This window comes from Bacteroides sp. An279 (assembly GCF_002159615.1).
Lineage (GTDB): Bacteria > Bacteroidota > Bacteroidia > Bacteroidales > Bacteroidaceae > Phocaeicola > Phocaeicola intestinalis.
The window spans coordinates 18,888-36,459 of the sequence record NZ_NFJA01000031.1 but is presented as its reverse complement, the minus strand read 5'-3'; the positions used below and the strand labels follow the sequence as shown (position 1 = coordinate 36,459).

General features: G+C 43.3%; 19 protein-coding genes. 16 read left to right on the top strand and 3 right to left on the bottom strand.

Translation table 11 applies throughout. From position 1 onward, the window contains the following. The first annotated feature begins 198 nt into the window (after positions 1 to 198). From B5F78_RS07550 to B5F78_RS07475, 16 genes are all read left to right on the top strand, one after another. Positions 199 to 1,458 carry an MFS transporter gene (locus B5F78_RS07550; protein ID WP_087406402.1) on the top strand — a complete coding sequence of 420 codons (1,260 nt, stop codon included), beginning with the start codon at positions 199 to 201 and terminating at the stop codon, positions 1,456 to 1,458. Beyond that, a complete protein-coding gene (locus B5F78_RS07545; RefSeq protein WP_087247244.1) occupies positions 1,455 to 2,030 on the top strand; it encodes a bifunctional nuclease family protein in 576 nt (191 codons plus the stop codon). The genes B5F78_RS07550 and B5F78_RS07545 overlap by 4 nt, the downstream gene beginning before the upstream one ends. A 14-nt stretch (positions 2,031 to 2,044) precedes the next feature. Further along, the gene (locus B5F78_RS07540; RefSeq protein WP_087406401.1) at positions 2,045 to 2,749 is read left to right on the top strand and encodes a 16S rRNA (uracil(1498)-N(3))-methyltransferase; all 705 of its coding nucleotides are present in this window, start codon (positions 2,045 to 2,047) and stop codon (positions 2,747 to 2,749) included. Between the two features lie 220 nt (positions 2,750 to 2,969). Then, positions 2,970 to 4,511 (top strand): DUF4836 family protein, encoded by a 1,542-nt coding sequence (locus B5F78_RS07535; RefSeq protein ID WP_087406400.1) that lies wholly within the window; start codon positions 2,970 to 2,972, stop codon positions 4,509 to 4,511. 81 nt (positions 4,512 to 4,592) lie between these two features. Then, a complete protein-coding gene (locus B5F78_RS07530) occupies positions 4,593 to 5,237 on the top strand; it encodes an ATP-binding cassette domain-containing protein (protein ID WP_087406405.1) in 645 nt (214 codons plus the stop codon). A gap of 29 nt (positions 5,238 to 5,266) precedes the next feature. Next, positions 5,267 to 6,457 (top strand): hypothetical protein, encoded by a 1,191-nt coding sequence (locus B5F78_RS07525; protein ID WP_022040761.1) that lies wholly within the window; start codon positions 5,267 to 5,269, stop codon positions 6,455 to 6,457. Between the two features lie 7 nt (positions 6,458 to 6,464). Then, positions 6,465 to 6,875, top strand: coding sequence for a secondary thiamine-phosphate synthase enzyme YjbQ (locus tag B5F78_RS07520; RefSeq protein ID WP_022040760.1), 411 nt, complete (start codon positions 6,465 to 6,467; stop codon positions 6,873 to 6,875). A 268-nt stretch (positions 6,876 to 7,143) separates the two neighbouring features. Continuing rightward, positions 7,144 to 8,673, top strand: a complete 1,530-nt coding sequence (gene atpD, locus B5F78_RS07515; protein ID WP_087208809.1) for a F0F1 ATP synthase subunit beta — start codon at positions 7,144 to 7,146, stop codon at positions 8,671 to 8,673. Positions 8,674 to 8,787: 114 nt separating this feature from the next. Next, a complete protein-coding gene (locus tag B5F78_RS07510; protein WP_022040757.1) occupies positions 8,788 to 9,033 on the top strand; it encodes a F0F1 ATP synthase subunit epsilon in 246 nt (81 codons plus the stop codon). A gap of 39 nt (positions 9,034 to 9,072) precedes the next feature. Next, on the top strand, positions 9,073 to 9,567 hold the full coding sequence (locus tag B5F78_RS07505) for a hypothetical protein (protein WP_087406399.1): 495 nt from the start codon (positions 9,073 to 9,075) through the stop codon (positions 9,565 to 9,567). Continuing rightward, positions 9,482 to 10,543 carry a F0F1 ATP synthase subunit A gene (atpB, locus tag B5F78_RS07500; protein WP_204247027.1) on the top strand — a complete coding sequence of 354 codons (1,062 nt, stop codon included), beginning with the start codon at positions 9,482 to 9,484 and terminating at the stop codon, positions 10,541 to 10,543. Before B5F78_RS07505 ends, atpB begins: the two co-directional genes overlap by 86 nt. Before the next feature lie 46 nt (positions 10,544 to 10,589). Then, positions 10,590 to 10,844 carry an ATP synthase F0 subunit C gene (atpE, locus tag B5F78_RS07495; RefSeq protein WP_013616285.1) on the top strand — a complete coding sequence of 85 codons (255 nt, stop codon included), beginning with the start codon at positions 10,590 to 10,592 and terminating at the stop codon, positions 10,842 to 10,844. Positions 10,845 to 10,856: 12 nt separating this feature from the next. Next, positions 10,857 to 11,360: a F0F1 ATP synthase subunit B gene (atpF, locus tag B5F78_RS07490; protein WP_022040754.1), complete on the top strand. Its 504-nt coding sequence runs from the start codon at positions 10,857 to 10,859 to the stop codon at positions 11,358 to 11,360. A 7-nt stretch (positions 11,361 to 11,367) separates the two neighbouring features. Further along, complete coding sequence (locus tag B5F78_RS07485) at positions 11,368 to 11,925, top strand: F0F1 ATP synthase subunit delta (protein WP_087208807.1); 558 nt, start codon at positions 11,368 to 11,370, stop codon at positions 11,923 to 11,925. 85 nt (positions 11,926 to 12,010) lie between these two features. After that, positions 12,011 to 13,606 (top strand): F0F1 ATP synthase subunit alpha, encoded by a 1,596-nt coding sequence (atpA, locus tag B5F78_RS07480; protein WP_022040752.1) that lies wholly within the window; start codon positions 12,011 to 12,013, stop codon positions 13,604 to 13,606. 5 nt (positions 13,607 to 13,611) lie between these two features. Continuing rightward, positions 13,612 to 14,505 carry a F0F1 ATP synthase subunit gamma gene (locus B5F78_RS07475; protein ID WP_087208805.1) on the top strand — a complete coding sequence of 298 codons (894 nt, stop codon included), beginning with the start codon at positions 13,612 to 13,614 and terminating at the stop codon, positions 14,503 to 14,505. Between the two features lie 391 nt (positions 14,506 to 14,896). Here B5F78_RS07475 and B5F78_RS07470 read toward each other — a convergent pair whose 3' ends face one another. Genes B5F78_RS07470 through ubiE form a run of 3 tightly spaced genes read right to left on the bottom strand, consistent with a single transcriptional unit; the run spans position 14,897 to position 17,419 of the window. Continuing rightward, complete coding sequence (locus B5F78_RS07470; protein WP_087406398.1) at positions 14,897 to 15,862, bottom strand: alpha/beta hydrolase; 966 nt, start codon at positions 15,860 to 15,862, stop codon at positions 14,897 to 14,899. A gap of 52 nt (positions 15,863 to 15,914) precedes the next feature. Then, on the bottom strand, positions 15,915 to 16,658 hold the full coding sequence (locus B5F78_RS07465) for a shikimate dehydrogenase family protein (protein ID WP_022040749.1): 744 nt from the start codon (positions 16,656 to 16,658) through the stop codon (positions 15,915 to 15,917). A 20-nt stretch (positions 16,659 to 16,678) separates the two neighbouring features. Continuing rightward, positions 16,679 to 17,419 carry a bifunctional demethylmenaquinone methyltransferase/2-methoxy-6-polyprenyl-1,4-benzoquinol methylase UbiE gene (ubiE, locus tag B5F78_RS07460; RefSeq protein WP_087406397.1) on the bottom strand — a complete coding sequence of 247 codons (741 nt, stop codon included), beginning with the start codon at positions 17,417 to 17,419 and terminating at the stop codon, positions 16,679 to 16,681. Positions 17,420 to 17,572 lie beyond the last annotated feature (153 nt).

The window sequence follows — 17,572 nt, the reverse complement described above, 5'->3', positions numbered from 1 at the left end:
CGAAGAACAGGAGCGAAAAGGACCAAAAAATCGCCCAAAGCACACACGAAAACGGATACATCAAGCCAAGAAAAACTTTTTGGAGAAATTCAAAACAGCTTCTTATTTTCTTGTTTCACAATTTGTAAAGTCATAATCTTTCCGTATATTTGTTTCATTGTTTTTTATTTGGAGTATATATGATAAAATGAAGCGAATATGAATGTCAAAGTTCGATTGATAGTGATGAACTTCCTGCAATTTGCTGTGTGGGGGGCTTACTTGACTTCGATGGGGACGTATCTGGCAGGAATTGGGCTGGGAGGTCACATCGGGATATTTTATGCTATGCAAGGTATCGTTTCCTTGTTCATGCCGGCGATTTTGGGTATCATAGCCGACCGTTGGGTGCCTGCCCAGCGGCTTTTGGGGCTGAGTCATTTGCTGGCTGCTCTGTTTATGGCGGGTGCAGGTTATTATGGCTTGACGGCAGGCGACCAGGTTTCGTTTCCTGTTCTGTTTGCTTTTTATTCAATGAGTGTGGCATTTTATATGCCTACATTGGCATTGTCAAATTCAGTAGCTTATTCCGCCCTTGACCGCGCAGGGCTGGATACTATCAAGGCTTTTCCACCCATTCGTACGTGTGGCACGATTGGCTTCATTTGTTCTATGTGGCTGGTGGATTTGTGGGGATTCCAATCCAATTATATGCAGTTTTTTGTTTGTGCTGGTTGGGGTGTTCTGCTTGCTGTTTATGCCAACACACTTCCTGCTTGTCCGGTAAATCGTGGCGGTGGAGGTACGAAATCATTGGCTGAGGCATTGGGGTTGAAAGCTTTCCTGTTGTTCCGCCGGCGCAAGATGGCTGTTTTTTTTATATTTTCCATGTTGCTGGGAGTTTCTTTGCAGATTACCAATGGTTTTGCCAATCCGTATATTACGAGTTTCAGTGCTATTCCTGAGTATGCTGATACGTTCGGCGTTCAGCATGCCAATTTACTTATTTCCTTGTCGCAGATTAGCGAGACGTGCTGTATCCTGCTGATACCTTTTTTCCTGAGTCGTTTCGGTATCAAGAAGGTGATGCTTATCGCAATGGTGGCGTGGGTATTGCGCTTTGGCTTGTTCGGTTTTGGAAATCCGGGTGAAGGTGTGTGGATGTTTATCCTTTCGATGATTGTGTATGGTGTGGCTTTCGATTTTTTCAACGTGTCTGGCTCTTTGTTTGTCGACAAAGAAACGGATGTGGATGTGCGTTCCAGCGCGCAGGGGCTGTTCATTATCATGACCAATGGCTTGGGAGCTACCATCGGTACGCTGAGTGCGCAGGCGGTGGTCAATCGTTTTGTCGACTTCAACAGTTCGCTTCCTCAGGTAGAGGGATGGAGCCGTGCTTGGTTTGTTTTTGCTGCATACGCATTGGTGGTGGCAATCTTGTTTGCCATCGTCTTTAAATATAAACACGTGAAGGAATGAAAGAGGTTGAACTGAAGATTCTGGATATGTCATCGGTCTTGAAACCGTCAGATTCGTTTGCGTTGGTTTTGGAAGAAGTTGGGGGAGAGGAACGGAAACTGGCATTGATTATCGGGGCGGTTGAAGCGCAGGGCATCAAAATGGCGGAAATGCACTATAGGCCGCCACGTCCGTTTACGCACGACTTGTTGTTGAATGTGATGGCAGTTGGTCGTCTGCAATGTCTGAAAGGGGTTATTTATCAAGTGAAGAATGGAATATATTCCACCTATTTATATATAAGGAGAGCCGATGGGGAAGTGGATGTAGTAGATGCGCGTACGTCGGATGCCATTGTGTTGTCATTGCGGGCAGGTTTCCCGCTTTATGTATACGAAGATATTTTGGAAAAAGAACATTTGCGCAATATTTCTTCGGACGGTTCCAGCTATACGATGTCAATCAACTCGGTAGATATTGATATGCTGAAAAGGGCGATGGATGAGGCGGTTCAGTGTGAAGATTATGAACGCGCGTCGCAATTGCGGGATGAAATCCGCAAACGGGAAAATGAAGAAAACAATAAAAACTAATACAGGGAGGAATTATGCATACATTTTATACGCCTGACATAAGGACTAAAGCGGAGTTGCCCGAAGAAGAGGCGGCTCATTGTCTGCGTGTGCTGCGGCTTACCGTGGGAGATGAAGTCTTGTTGACCGATGGAAAGGGGTTTTTCTACAAGGCTTTGATAGATGGCATTGCCGGGAAGCGGTGCCGTGTAAAGGTTATTGAAACCATTGCTCAGGAACCGCTTTGGACAGGACATTTGCATCTTGCCATGGCTCCTACGAAGAACATAGACCGTACGGAGTGGTTTGTGGAGAAGGCTACCGAGATTGGTTTTGATGAACTGACATTTTTGAATTGCCGTTTTTCGGAACGTAAAGTGGTGAAGAATGAGCGTATTGAGAAAATTGTGATATCCGCAGTCAAGCAGTCGCTAAAAGCACGGAAACCCTTGGTGAATGGAATGGTAGATTTTGCCAAGTTCGTGTGTAAGGACTTTCCGGGACAAAAATTCATAGCTCATTGTTATGAGGGAGAAAAGCCTTTGTTAAGGAACGTGCTGAATCCGGAAGCTGGAGCAGTGGTACTGGTGGGGCCTGAAGGTGACTTTAGTCCGGAAGAAGTAAAGCTGGCGGAATCTTTCGGCTTCCAGCCGGTAAGCCTGGGAAAGTCAAGGCTGCGGACGGAGACGGCGGCATTGGTATCGGTGCATTTGATGAACTTGGTACATGTGAATGAATAAATAATAAAATGAATGTCTGCAAACAGCCAATATGTACCCCTGAAAAATGAATATATACTGCATGTGCGAATGAATATATACTTCATCTGCGATTGAATATATACTTCATCCGCCTATGGATATATACTTCATCTGCCAATGCAGTACTATTGCGTTTTCAACTTAGTTAGATGGGGGTAGATGCGGACATTAATAATAAATTTTTTAATATATAAATGTTATGATACAGAAGAAGACAATAAGTGTTTGGATGGCCTGTTGGACGATGCTTGTGGGGATGATGGTGTCTTGTACAGGCGGAAATGAATATGAATCTGCTTTGCCCGAAGACGCTGCTTTGGTGATATCCGTCAATCCCGTGTCTATTGTCGATAAAAGCGGATTGTCGGGAGAAACAGGAAAAAACGCTGTGCAAAGGCTGGGAGATGCATTGAAAAGTGGTATGCAAGGCTCCGGGCAATTAATAGATAAGATAATTGAAAACCCTTCGGAAAGTGGTATTGATTTTCGCAGGAATCTTTATTTTTTTATGGAATCGCAATCTATTTCGGCCGGGATGTTGGCACGTGTGTCTGACGAGGGGAAGCTGGAAGAGTTATTCAAGGCTTTGAGCAAGCAACAGATTTGTTCAATGCCGATGGAAGAGAATGGTTGTTCGTGGACGGTTATGGGAAATGTGCTTGCGGCCTACACGTCAGATGCATTACTGTTGCTGGCCGACCCTAATGGAGGTGCACCGCAAGATCTGTTGCATACTGCTTCGATGTTGTTGCGCCAAGGCGAGAAAGAAGGTTATCGTGCCACTTCGGATTTTGCGAGGATGAAGAGTGGGAATGGAGATGTCATAGCTTTGGGAACGCTTGATTTGATTCCCGGACGTTACGTGACTCCGATGATGATGGGTATTTCCGGCGACATGAAGATGAAGGATGTGAAATGTATGGCGGAGGTTACTTTTGGAGAAGGGAAGATGACCGTTGACTTTACTGACCTGACAACGGATCCTGTGATGAAGCAGATGAAAGACAGGCAAATGCAAGTGTTCGGGAAGGTGTCGGGCAAGTATTTGGATTTTTTCCCTGCCAATACGGGTTTCTGGTTATCGGTGAATGTGGATGGAAAGAAGGCGTATGAAATGTTGAAAGAGCATCCAGTGTTCAATAACCAGTTGGAAAATTCGATGATGCCTGTCGATTTTGAGGCCATATTCAGTGCATTGAAAGGAGATATGGCAATTGCGGGTGATTTGCTGGCGAATAAGTTTATTGCGTATGCTGATGTGACAGATAATGGCTTTCTTCAGACATTCGAGGACTTGAAGCCTTTGCTCTTGCTGACAGGCGGGCAGATGAAACTGATAAACCGTGGAACTTCTGCATACGAATTTTGGATGATGGATGGCAGTATGCTTGGCATGCGTCCTGGAAGTTTGTCTTTCTGGTTTGGGGTCTCTGACGGAAAGTTTTATTTTACCAATGATTCCCGGTTGGTAGATGCATCTGTGGAAGGACTCTCTTTGCGTGATTGCCCGTGGGGGAAGGAAGTGAAGGGAAAACGTTGTTTTTATGCAATGAACCTTGCTGCGTTGCTGGAAACTGGGCAATCATTTCCAGACCGTCCTGAAATGGAGGCGCTCAGGTTTGTGAAGGGGTTGGATTACCTTGTCATTGAATCGGTTGATGCGGAAAAGTCACGGATGGAACTGATAATGAAAGACAAGAAGCAAAATATTCTCCGTGTGCTGTTGAGTTCGATAAATTAAAGTGTGATTCATGCGTTCGGGACGGTATTTGTCAGAGCAATGGGTATCGTTCCCGAATGGAAGAATAAAGAATGGAAGACAATGGAAACAATAGAGTTGCAACAAACGTTGCCGGAAGTATTTGCCGGCAAGGATATGGTTATCTCAGATGTATGGCATCGGCAGATAACCTTTCAAAAAGGGAAGATTTATCTGCTGGAGGCAGCTTCGGGTACAGGTAAATCTTCTCTTTGTAGTTTTATTTATGGGTATCGGAAAGATTATCAGGGTATCATTACTTTTGACGGGCGTAATGTGCGCAGTTTTTCGGTGCGTGAATGGGTGGATTTGCGAAAACGTTCGTTGAGTATGCTTTTTCAGGAAATGAGGTTGTTCGGAGAATTGAGTGCAATCGAGAATATCCGGTTGAAGAATGCATTGACCCGCTATGCTTCGCGGAAACAGGTTGACGAGTGGCTTTTGCGTTTGGGGATTGATGGAAAAAAAGAGCAAAAGGTAAGCCGCATGTCATTCGGGCAGCAGCAACGTGTGGCGTTTGTTCGTGCCTTGTGCCAACCGTTTGACTTTATTTTCTTGGATGAACCAATCAGTCACCTTGACGATGGAAACAGCAAAGTGATGGCAGATATACTTTGTGAAGAAATCGGTAAACGTGGTGCAGGGGTGGTGGTGACGTCCATTGGTAAACATTTGCCTTTGGAATACGATAGGGTGTTGTCATTGTAGTTTAATCATAAAATGTTCATTATAAAAATATGATTTGGAAGTTATTGAAGCAGCATATCAGCCTTTCTCAATTACTGGGTTTTTCATTGGCAAACGTGTGTGGAATGGTAATCGTGTTGCTTGCTGTACAGTTTTATCGGGATGTTTTGCCTATGTTCACTCAGGAAAACAGTTTTTTGAAAGGTGACTATATCATTATAAGTAAGAAAGTAAGTACGTTAGGTACAATTGTAGGCAAGCAGACCACATTTTCAGCTGGAGATATTGCAGAGATAGAAGAACAGCCATTCGTGAAGCGTGTGGGTAGTTTTTTACCTTCTCAATTTAAAGTGATGGCTGGAATGGGGTTGCAAGGCATCAAGATGTCTACCGATTTGTTTTTTGAATCGGTTCCAGATGCGTATGTCGATGTGCAGTCGGAGGAATGGAAATTCAATCCCGAGTCGAATGTCATTCCTATCATCATTCCTCGTAATTATTTGAACTTGTATAATTTCGGGTTTGCGCAAAGTCGGAATTTGCCTCAGTTGTCTGAAGGGATTATCGGTATGGTAAATTTGGATATCCGTTTGGTCGGGAATGGGAAAACCGAGCAAATGAAAGGTCATATCGTAGGTTTTTCCAGTAGGTTGAATACAATATTGGTACCTGAATCTTTTATACGTTGGGCAAATGCACGTTTCAGCACAGGAGTTGAGGCTGAGCCTTCACGATTGATTGTTGAGGTGGGTAATCCAGCCGATGAACGCATCGTGCAGTTTGTCCAGCGCAAAGGCTATGAGATGGAAGGGAACGAACTGGAAGCTGGAAAGACAGTTTGGTTTTTGAAATTGATTGTCGGGGTGGTTTTGTCTGTCGGTTTGTTGATAAGCGTTTTGTCTTTCTATATTTTGATACTTAGTATTTATCTGTTGTTGCAGAAAAATATGCGAAAGCTGGAAACATTGTTGTTGATAGGTTATAGTCCGGCGCAGGTGGCAAGACCCTATCAAATGTTGGCTGTTGTGCTGAATCTGTCTGTGTTGTTGCTGGGCATAGCTATCGTAATAGGGATACGCGGAACTTATTTGCCTGTGATAACTTCGTTGCTTCCTGATGCGGGAAATGAAAGTCTGTTGCCGGCTTTGTTGACGGGAGCGTGTGTCTTTTTACTGGTGTCTGTCTTGAATATAGTTATGGTCCGTCGGAAGGTGGACGGGATTTGGATGCATAAAAAGTAAGTGACTTATGATTGAGCAAGTTGAATTTTCGTTGAAACCTCGAAGAAGAGGATTTCATTTGATTACTCAGGAGGTTGCAAGCCATTTGCCTGTACTTCCAGAAAAAGGTCTGTTACATTTGTTTGTAAAACATACCAGTTGTGCATTGAGCATCAATGAAAATTATGATCCCAGCGTGCGAAATGACATGGAATGTATTTATAATGATTTAGTGAAGGAAAATCAGCCTTATTACACTCATACTGATGAAGGTTCGGATGACATGCCCAGTCATGCCAAATGTAGTTTGACGGGGGTGTCACTGACTATTCCCATTACGGATGGACATATGAATTTGGGTACTTGGCAAGGTATTTATTTATGCGAGTTCAGGGATTATGGTGGGGCGCGCAGAGTGGTAGCTACGATTGTCGGATAAATTTGTCGTTCTCGCACACGATACCGTTTTCAGAACTTTTTCTGTGAATAATTGTTTAAAAAGTAAGCTGTAATGACAGTCATGTTAATATCTTGTTTCACGTTAGGTGGGAAAAGTGGTTTTTTTATAAAAAAATGTTATGTAGAATGACAGGTTTATAAGATATTTATTTAAATTTGCATAGATGATTTGGTCAAACATTGAACAATTGTAAAACTTGTTTCAGGTAACACAGAATATTGAATCTATAATAAAAAGAGTAAAGCTTATGTCAAAAATCGTTGGACACATTTCGCAGGTCATCGGTCCGGTGGTCGATGTGTACTTCAAATTGGAAGAAGGACAGGATGTGGAAAAATCCTTGCCGAAAATCCACGATGCGTTGACTATCGTTCGTAACGATGGGCGTACGCTGGTAATCGAAGTGCAGCAACATATCGGTGAGGATACCGTACGTTGCGTTGCCATGGACAGTACGGACGGATTGAAGCGTGGAATGGAAGTCGTACCTGCCGGTCATCCGATTTCTATGCCGGTAGGAAATCAGATTAAAGGACGTGTGATGAATGTCGTAGGTGATGCGATTGACGGTATGACGGAACTGGATAAAAAAGATGGTTTCCCGATTCACCGTGAGCCGCCTAAGTTCGAAGACCTGGCTACATCACAAGAAGTTCTTTTTACAGGTATTAAAGTTATCGACCTTTTGGAGCCTTATTTAAAAGGAGGTAAAATTGGTTTGTTTGGTGGTGCGGGTGTAGGAAAGACCGTGCTTATCAAAGAGTTGATTAACAACATTGCCAAGAAACACAATGGTTTCTCTGTCTTTGCCGGTGTAGGTGAACGTACGCGTGAAGGTAATGACTTGTTGAGAGAAATGATTGAATCTGGGGTTATCCGCTATGGTGATGAGTTTCTGAAGAGTATGGAAGAAGGAAATTGGGACTTGTCGAAGGTGGATTACAAGGAAGTGGAGAAGTCACAGGTATCCATGGTGTTTGGCCAGATGAATGAGCCTCCTGGTGCACGTCAGTCTGTGGCTTTGTCTGGTCTGACGCTTGCAGAGTCTTTCCGTGACCGTGAAACGGGTGAAAACGGTCCCCGTGATATCTTGTTCTTCATCGATAACATTTTCCGTTTCACTCAGGCTGGTTCTGAGGTATCTGCTTTGTTGGGACGTATGCCTTCGGCTGTGGGTTATCAGCCTACGCTGGCTACTGAAATGGGACAGATGCAGGAACGAATCACTTCTACCAAGAATGGCTCCATCACTTCTGTACAAGCGGTGTATGTGCCTGCTGATGACTTGACGGACCCGGCACCTGCTACAACTTTTACACACTTGGATGCCACAACGGTGTTGAGCCGTAAGATTACGGAGTTAGGAATATATCCGGCTGTAGACCCGTTGGATTCTACTTCACGTATCTTGGATCCGCTGATTGTGGGGAAAGAACATTATGAGACTGCCCAACGTGTAAAACAGATTTTGCAGCGTAATAAGGAATTGCAAGACATCATTTCTATTTTGGGTATGGATGAATTATCTGATGAAGATCGTCTGACCGTGAATCGTGCGCGTCGTGTACAGCGTTTCTTGTCACAGCCGTTTGCTGTTGCCGAACAGTTTACCGGTGTACCGGGTGTAATGGTTTCCATTGAAGATACGATTAAAGGTTTCAAGATGATTCTGGATGGTGAGGTAGATTACTTGCCTGAACAGGCATTCTTGAATGTGGGAACGATTGAAGATGCTATCAAGAAAGGCGAGAAATTGCTTGCGGCAGCGAAAGGATAAGGATTTTGGTTTTAAGTTTTTTTGTTTTTTTATTCTATAGTGAGCTAGGCTATAGAAACTGTAAGTAAGAAACAAATAAGCTGAAGGACTGACAAACTTAAAAATGAATGACTAATGAAAGAACTTCATCTGGTTATCGCTTCACCTGAACGTACTATTTTCGAGGGAAAAGTAGATATGGCTGTTTTACCAGGAGAACTTGGAGAGTTCCAAGTGTTGGTGAATCATGCGCCGCTGATTTCATCGTTGATGGCTGGAGAAGTGAAGTATACGACTGGGACAGAATCGCAGTCCTTGCAAATTAAGGGTGGATTCGTAGAAGTCAGAGACAATCAGATATCAGTTTGCGCTGAACTCTGAAAAAGAGAGATGTAGCAAAGTTAAAGCTGTATTGGCAAAATGTATTTGAAGACCGTAAAGAAGAAATTCATAGAGGAGCTTACTGTGGCAAACATTGTTCTTACAGCAGGAATGGGATTGATTTTTCATTTCGTTATTCCAACGTGGTACTTTGTTTGGTTTCCGATTATCCCTGTGTTCTTTTATCTGTTTGGTTTTTTATACATCTTTATGTTCGCATTCGGTTATGAATTAGGAACGGACAAGATAGCAATGACTTACCTGATATGTAAAGTACTGAAATTGATATTAAGTGCTTTGATACTGGTTTCCTATGGATTCGTGATAAAAGAAGACGTAGTGGCTTTTGTGGCGGCTTTTGTCTTTTATTATTTTGCGTTTCTGGTTTTCGAGACCCGTTTCTTCCTTCGCTTTGAAGCGAAACTGAAATTAAGTAAACAAGTAAAAAATGAAAAGAATACGGTACATAGTATTGACGCTGCTGCTGTTGTCGGCAATTCCGACAATGACGCTGAGGGCGGAGACCGGCGGTGAAGAAGATATAGATGTGAACGAACTTATTTTCGGGCATATCGGTGATGCTTACGAGTGGCACGTGGTCACAGTAGGTGATACACATCTCACCATTCCGCTCCCAGTCATTGTGAAAAGCAGTACGGGCTGGCATGTGTTTTGTTCTTCCCATCTTGCGGAAGGAAAAGAATATGAAGGTCTGTACATAGCCGAAGGAGGAGCTTATGACGGCAAGATAGTGGAGAGGAATGCTGCTGGCGAAGAGGTGAGACCCATTGACATTTCCATTACTAAAAATGTGCTAGGCTTATTCATCAACAGTGCCTTATTGGTAGTGATTATGTTAAGTTGTGCACGTTGGTATAAAAAACATGCTTTGGAACAAGGTGCCCCAAAGGGTGGTGTGGGAATGGTTGAAGCGACAGTAATGTCCATATACAATGATGTGATCAAAGGTTGTATAGGGGAGGATTACAAACGCTATGCTCCTTATTTGCTGACTGCTTTCTTCTTTGTGCTGGTGAATAATCTGATGGGATTGATTCCAATATTCCCAGGAGGTGCTACAGTGACTGGTAATATTGCTATTACTATGGTGCTGGCAATATGTACTTTCCTTTTTACCAATATTTTTGGTACAAAGGCATATTGGAAAGAGATTTTTTGGCCTGAGGTTCCTACATGGCTGAAAGTCCCCATTCCTATGATGCCGTTGATTGAATTCTTCGGTATATTCACTAAACCGTTTGCCTTGATGATTCGTCTTTTCGCCAATATGATGGCGGGGCATGCTGCTTTGTTGAGTTTGATTGCTATCATTTTCATCACAGTTAAGGCCGGTGCTGTCATCAATGGTTCGATGACGGTTGTCGCTGTGGCATTCGGTATTTTTATGAATGCACTTGAACTTTTGGTCGCATTCATCCAAGCGTATGTGTTCACGATGCTTTCGGCGGTGTTTATCGGTTTGTCGAGAGTGAAAGAACATCATGAATAAAAAAGACAATAAATTAAAAAGTATAACCAATTAAATTTTTAGAATTATGTTATTATCAGTTTTATTGCAGGCTGCTGCAGGTGTTGGCATTAGTAAATTGGGCGCTGCTATCGGCGCAGGTATCGCAGTATTGGGTGCAGGTATCGGTATCGGTAAAATCGGTGGTGCTGCCATGGAAGCTATGGCTCGTCAGCCGGAAGCATCTGGTGATTTGCGTATGAATATGATTATTGCTGCTGCTTTGGTCGAAGGTGTTGCCCTTATCGCCATTGTGGTTTGCTTGTTGACATTGTTCTTGTAAAAAATGTAGCTTATGGGATTATTAACTCCGGATCCGGGGCTAGTGTTTTGGATGATTATTACGTTTGGTGTCGTTTTCGTTTTGTTGGCGAAATATGGATTCCCCGTAATCATTAAGGCAGTAGAGGACCGGAAAGCATATATTGACAATTCGCTGAAAGCAGCACGTGAAGCCAATGAACAATTGGCAAACGTGAAGCTTGAGGGTGAAAAGATCTTGGCTCAGGCACGTGAAGAGCAAAACCGCATCTTGAGTGAGGCTGCCGTCACACGTGACCGCATCGTGAAAGATGCTCAAGATAAGGCTATAGTTGAAGGCCAGCGTCTGATGGCAGAAGTGAAAAAGCAGATTGAGACTGAAAAGGAAAGTGCAATCCGCGATATTCGTCGTCAAGTAGCTGTGCTTTCAGTCGAAATAGCTGAAAAGATTATGCGGAGCAAGCTTATTGATGCCAAAGAGCAAAATGCTTTGATAGACCGTATGCTGGATGAAATGCTTGAATCTTCAAAAAAATAATTAGGTTATGAATACGGGAGTTGTTTCCAGACGTTATGCAAAGGCATTGCTTGCTTATGCCAAGACGGTGAATAAGGAAGACAAAGTGTATCAGGAAATGAAAAGACTTGCTACCTATTTTGACCGTGTTGCCGATTTGCGTCATGCAGTGGAGAATCCTGTATTGGATGTCCAGACAAAGCTGAAATTATTGCATGAAGCAGCTGGCGGAGCCAATGTAAGCGACGAGCTGATGCGTTTCTTTAGTCTGGTATTAGAAGAAAAAAGAGAAAAATTCTTGCAGTTCATGACCTGGTCGTACATTGATTTGTATCGTGAGGATAAAAACATTCTCATCGGCAAGTTAATGACTGCTGTGCCATCACCCAAATTGGAAGACTACTTGAAAAAGTCTTTGTCAAAAAGTAACAATAATGCTACTATTGAATTGGATACGAAAGTGGATTCTGAACTGATTGGTGGTTATATCGTAGAGGTCGCCGGGTATCGGATGGATGCCAGTGTGGCTAATCAGTTAAAGCGTGTGAAACAGCAGTTTATAGCAAAAAACAGGAGAATCATTTAATAGAATTGAGAATTTTGAAAGGGGAGAAGCCATGAGCTTCTCCAACTTTCTATTTCTGATTCTTAATATTCAATTTATTAAGCTTATGCCAGAAAATAATAATATCAAACCCAGTGAAGTTTCGGAAGTGTTACTCCAGCAGTTGCAAGGAATAGACACTTCTCTGAAATTCGATGAAGTAGGTACCGTGCTTCAGGTGAGCGATGGCGTGGCTCGTATTTACGGATTACGTAATGCTGAAGCCAATGAATTGCTCCAGTTTGAGAACGGACTTATGGGAGTCGTGATGAATCTGGAGGAAGACAATGTCGGAGCCGTCTTGTTGGGACCTACCGATCAAGTGAAAGAAGGGATGGTCGTTAAGCGGACTAATCGTATTGCCTCTATTAATGTAGGAGAAGGTATGTTGGGACGTGTTATCGACCCGTTAGGGGTACCTTTGGACGGACGTGGTGAAATAGGAGGAGATACTTGTGAAATGCCTTTGGAACGCAAGGCACCGGGAGTAATTTTCCGTCAGCCTGTGACTGAACCGTTACAGACAGGTCTGAAAGCTATTGATGCCATGATTCCTATTGGACGTGGACAGCGTGAGTTGATTATTGGTGACCGTCAGACAGGTAAGACAGCTATTGCCATCGACACTATTATCAACCAGCGTCATAATTACGAAGCAGGAGATCCTGTATATTGCATTTATGTGGCAGTAGGTCAGAAAGGTTCCACTGTTGCGAGCCTTGTAAATGTATTGCGCGAAAAAGGTGCGATGGATTATACGATTGTGGTAGCTGCTACTGCATCCGATCCTGCAGCCTTGCAGTATTTTGCACCATTTGCAGGTGCAGCTATCGGTGAATATTTCCGCGATACGGGCCGTCATGCGTTAGTTGTTTACGATGACTTGTCAAAGCAGGCTGTCGCTTATCGTGAAGTATCTTTGATTTTGCGCCGCCCTTCAGGCCGTGAAGCCTATCCGGGCGATATCTTCTATCTGCATTCTCGTCTGTTGGAGCGTGCGGCAAAGATTATCAGCCAGCAAGAGGTGGCAGAAACCATGAACGATTTGCCTGCAAGCCTGAAAGGGAAGGTGAAAGCGGGTGGTTCGCTTACCGCGTTGCCTATTATCGAGACACAGGCAGGCGACGTTTCGGCTTATATTCCTACCAATGTGATTTCTATTACCGATGGTCAGATATTCTTGGAAACAGACTTGTTCAACCAAGGTTTCCGACCTGCCATCAATGTGGGTATTTCTGTATCCCGTGTCGGTGGTAGCGCACAGGTCAAGAGTATGAAGAAAGTGGCAGGTACGTTGAAAATTGACCAGGCTCAGTATCGCGAACTGGAGGCTTTCTCTAAATTCAGTAGTGATATGGACCCCGTTACTGCCATGGCTATCGACCGTGGCCGTAAGAACAACCAGTTGCTTATCCAGCCTCAGTATTCACCGATGCCGGTAGGCGAGCAGGTTGCCATCTTGTATTGTGGAACACACTCGTTGATGCGTGATATTCCTATTGATAAGGTTCGCGCATTTCAGGATGCGTTTCTTACTACGATGCGTGCTAATCATCAAAAAGATGTATTGGATGTGTTGGCAAGTGGAAAAATCAATGACGAGGTGACAACAATCATCGAAAAAGTAGCGGCAGACACTGTAGGACAATTTAAAGACAAATAATCATCATGGCATCACTGAAAGAAGTAAAAGGAAGAATCAATTCCATCAACGGGACGCTGAAAATCACTTCGGCGATGAAGATGGTAGCCTCTGCCAAGCTCCATAAGGCGCAAGGCGACATTGAAAATATGCTTCCTTACGAACGAAGACTGCACCATATGCTCACTAATTTTTTAAGTTCGGGACAAAGTGTGGAGTCGCCTTTCATTGTGAAACGTGATGTGAGGAAGATTGCGATTGTCGTGTTTGCATCGAATAGTAGTTTGTGCGGGGGATTCAATGCAAATGTGATTCGCCATTTGCAGGAAACGGTAGCAGAATATGCTCAGGCAGTGCGGAAGGATGATATCCTGATTTATCCGGTAGGACGTAAAGTGGCTGATGCTGTCAAGAAGATGGGATACACTCCAATGGGTGACTATCAACACATGAGTGGAAAGCCCAATTACAAAGAAGCATCCGATTTGGCAGAGGAGCTTATTGACCGTTATTTGGCTGATGAAATTCAGGAGGTCATCTTGCTGTACAACCATTTTAAGTCTTCATCTTCGCAGATTCTGACCAAAGAGGCGTATTTGCCGCTTGATTTGTCTGCAGAGCAGAAAAATCAAGAAGGGGAAGACGATACGCGGAAATTCCACATGGAGGCTGATTATATTATTGAGCCTTCGGCAGAACGGGTGATGCAGGAACTATTACCCAAGGTACTGCGTCTGAAGATTTATACCGTTTTGCTTGACTCGGCTGCAGCCGAACATGCAGCACGTACGATGGCGATGCAGATTGCTACGGATAATGCCAATGACTTGCTTCAAGAGCTTACATTGCTTTATAATAAGAGCCGTCAGCAGGCAATTACCAATGAATTGCTTGATATTGTGGGTGGTACGATGGCATGATTGTTGTTGTAGGGAAGAAGGTAATTGATTCCCAACCCCGGCAAGTTAGGATTATTTTATAAGAATGGCATATGAAAATGGCGAGATCATTTCATATGTCATTTTTTTAGGGATACCTGGCGTATGGCTACTACAAGGGTTATCTTCTCCAATGAAGAGGATGATTCTTTATTTTTCCGGTATGTAGAATTTGTCATTAAATGAATGCCGCCAACAATCGATACATACCTCTGAAAAATGAATATATACTGCATCTGCGGTTGAATATATACTGCATCTGCTTATGGATATAACTTCATCGGCAAATGCAGTACTACTGCGTTTTCAATTCAGCCGGATTGGCTAAATGAGGACATTCGTTAATTGGGGAATATGAAAGGTGTAGACCAATTTATTTGCTAGGCTTAGGAGAAAGATAAGGCATTATAAAGTCTTGTACTTTTTTTGTATATGTCTGAGGATAGTCACGGTAGGAGTGTGCATGGTCTACTCCTGGCACAACCCATAAGGATTTGGGTTGAGGCTTAGCATCGTAGAGCTTGTATATCATATAGGTAGGGACGAAATCATCGTTTCCACCATGAATGAATAGCATCGGGAGGTGACATTTCTCCACTTGATTTAGTGCTGAAGCTTCGTGAAAGTTCCATCCGTTCTGAAGTTGGCATATCCAACTGGTGATATACAGCAAGGGGAATGCAGGCAGGTGAAACATTCCTTGCAGTTCTTTTTCAAACTGGTCCCATACACTGGTATAGCCACAATCTTCTACAAAACATTTAATGTAAGTCGGAAGCTCTTCGCCTGAAAGCATCATTGTTGTGGCTGCTCCCATTGAAATGCCGTGAACTACAGTACGGAGAGAATCGCCAAAAAGGTGGGGGGCTACATTTATCCATTGCATTACGTCTTTTCTGTCAAGCCACCCCATTTGGATAGCATCACCTTCTGACAAACCGGAATAGCGCAGGTCGGGCAACAATACATTGAAATCAAGCGAGTGGTTATAGAGGTATCCGATATGAAACATGCGTATGGCATTATCTGTATATCCGTGTATGATAACTGCAGTATTTGCCGTAGGTTTGGAAGAATAGGCATAGAATGCATGCAGGCGGATACCATCGGGAGCAGTGATAAAAGTATCGCGTAATGCATTGCATTGTGTCAGACTGTCTATCCAAGGCACAACTTGTGGATAAGTTTCGCGTATGTAAGTCATTGAGCCTTTTATGTCTTTCCCACGGTTAATAGGCCGTAAGGAAAAGTCAAGCATATACAAGCCTGCTCCAATGAAGATACCTGCCAATACAAGGATTCCCACTATGGCGCTGATAAGAATTTTCTTTTTTTTCACTGCACAACCTGTTTATTAGTTATTAATGGCTTGTTCTGGTAGATGCGGAAAATCATTTGTTCCAGATTTCCCATGAACCGAATGCTTGTAGCAAAAGCATTTCCAGTCCGTTTTTCACCACGGCTCCCTGATCACTTCCTTTTTTCATAAAAAGTGTCGTGTCGGGGTTGTATAAGAGGTCGTAGAGTAAGTGTCGTGAGGTAAGACATTCGTAAGGAATATCAGGACATTGGTCGGCTTGCGGATACATACCTACAGGGGTACAATTGACGATAACTTTGTATTCGTCCATTATTTCGGGAGTGATTTCCTTGTAGGTGATGGTATGGTCATCGTGTCGGTTTCGGGAAACGAATCGTGTTTCTAGCCCGAGTTGCTTCAAACCGTAGTTGATAGCTTTAGATGAACCTCCTGTACCTAAGATGAGAGCTTTTTTATGGTAGGATTCAAGTAGTGATTCTATTGACCGCGTAAAGCCGATGACGTCAGAATTGTATCCTGTCAGCCTCAGCTTGCCTTTTGTCCATTCGAACTTGATGACGTTGACCGCACCGATTTCGGCAGCTACAGGGTCTATATGGTCGAGATAAGAGATGACTTTTTCCTTGTAAGGGATAGTGACATTCAATCCGCAAAGGTCGGGATTGGTTGCTGTTACTTTGGGAAACTCGTCAATGGTGGGTATTTCGAAGTTAACATATTGTGCATCGATGTTTTCTGAGGCGAACTTCTCATTGAAGAAGTTTTTGGAAAAAGAATGTCCCAGTGGATAGCCTATCAAACCAAATTTTTTCATAGAATAAAATTTATAAAGTATTATTTAGTGGCAAAATAAAGCGTGCAGACGCCCAAAGTCAGTCTTTTGAATTTCACTTCCCGGAAACCTGCTTTGCGAAGAATTCCCTGCATTGCCTCTCCTTGTGGGAAAGCCTTGATGGAGTTGGGCAGGTAGGTATAGGCACTGTTGTCTTTCGAAAACAGTTTCCCCAGATTAGGGATAACGATTTTTGAATAGATGGAGTAAAGTTGCTTCATCGGGAACCATTCAGGTTCTGACAATTCTAGAATTACAAGATGCCCTTCGGGAACCAGTACCCGGTGCATCTCTTGCAGGCCTTTATCAAGATTCTCGAAGTTACGTATGCCGAAAGCTACGGTAATGGCATCAAAGCGGTTATCCGGAAAAGAAAGGGTCGTGCAGTCTTCTTTAGCGAAAGAAATCTGCTTGTCGAGATGCATTTGTTTTACTTTTTCGCGTCCTATGTTCATCATACCTTCCGAGATGTCGGTTCCTATTAATTCTTCGGGTTGGAGCATACGGTAGGCTTGGATGGCGAAGTCTCCTGTTCCGGTAGCTACATCCATGATGTGTTGCGGCCGGTAGGGTTTAAGCAGGCGGATGGCTTTACGCCGCCAGCTTTTGTCGATGTCCAAAGAAAGCAGGTGATTCAGTTTGTCATAAGCAGGTGCGATGTTGTCGAACATTTTTTCTACCTGTACTGCTTTTCCTTCGCTTTCGTTATAGGGCTTGATTTTCTCTTGTGGATAATGGGTCATAGGAGCTTTTTTAATGTGCTAATTGTTATAATGAACAATGTGCTAATGTGCCAATGAGTTTTTTAATGTGCTAATGAATAATGTGCTGATAGAAAAAATATTTTCTCATTAGCACATTCTCTCATTAGCACATTGTCATATTCTCACATTGTT

Coding starts and splice junctions, on each gene's coding strand:
- atpE (WP_013616285.1), top strand. CDS start 10,590: ATGTTATTATCAGTTTTATTGCAGGCTGCTGCAGGTGTTGGCATTAGT.
- atpF (WP_022040754.1), top strand. CDS start 10,857: ATGGGATTATTAACTCCGGATCCGGGGCTAGTGTTTTGGATGATTATT.
- B5F78_RS07465 (WP_022040749.1), bottom strand. CDS start 16,658: ATGAAAAAATTTGGTTTGATAGGCTATCCACTGGGACATTCTTTTTCC.
- B5F78_RS07530 (WP_087406405.1), top strand. CDS start 4,593: ATGGAAACAATAGAGTTGCAACAAACGTTGCCGGAAGTATTTGCCGGC.
- B5F78_RS07525 (WP_022040761.1), top strand. CDS start 5,267: ATGATTTGGAAGTTATTGAAGCAGCATATCAGCCTTTCTCAATTACTG.
- B5F78_RS07520 (WP_022040760.1), top strand. CDS start 6,465: ATGATTGAGCAAGTTGAATTTTCGTTGAAACCTCGAAGAAGAGGATTT.
- B5F78_RS07540 (WP_087406401.1), top strand. CDS start 2,045: ATGCATACATTTTATACGCCTGACATAAGGACTAAAGCGGAGTTGCCC.
- atpA (WP_022040752.1), top strand. CDS start 12,011: ATGCCAGAAAATAATAATATCAAACCCAGTGAAGTTTCGGAAGTGTTA.
- B5F78_RS07550 (WP_087406402.1), top strand. CDS start 199: ATGAATGTCAAAGTTCGATTGATAGTGATGAACTTCCTGCAATTTGCT.
- atpB (WP_204247027.1), top strand. CDS start 9,482: ATGAAAAGAATACGGTACATAGTATTGACGCTGCTGCTGTTGTCGGCA.
- B5F78_RS07485 (WP_087208807.1), top strand. CDS start 11,368: ATGAATACGGGAGTTGTTTCCAGACGTTATGCAAAGGCATTGCTTGCT.
- B5F78_RS07475 (WP_087208805.1), top strand. CDS start 13,612: ATGGCATCACTGAAAGAAGTAAAAGGAAGAATCAATTCCATCAACGGG.
- ubiE (WP_087406397.1), bottom strand. CDS start 17,419: ATGACCCATTATCCACAAGAGAAAATCAAGCCCTATAACGAAAGCGAA.
- B5F78_RS07505 (WP_087406399.1), top strand. CDS start 9,073: ATGTATTTGAAGACCGTAAAGAAGAAATTCATAGAGGAGCTTACTGTG.
- B5F78_RS07510 (WP_022040757.1), top strand. CDS start 8,788: ATGAAAGAACTTCATCTGGTTATCGCTTCACCTGAACGTACTATTTTC.
- atpD (WP_087208809.1), top strand. CDS start 7,144: ATGTCAAAAATCGTTGGACACATTTCGCAGGTCATCGGTCCGGTGGTC.
- B5F78_RS07535 (WP_087406400.1), top strand. CDS start 2,970: ATGATACAGAAGAAGACAATAAGTGTTTGGATGGCCTGTTGGACGATG.
- B5F78_RS07545 (WP_087247244.1), top strand. CDS start 1,455: ATGAAAGAGGTTGAACTGAAGATTCTGGATATGTCATCGGTCTTGAAA.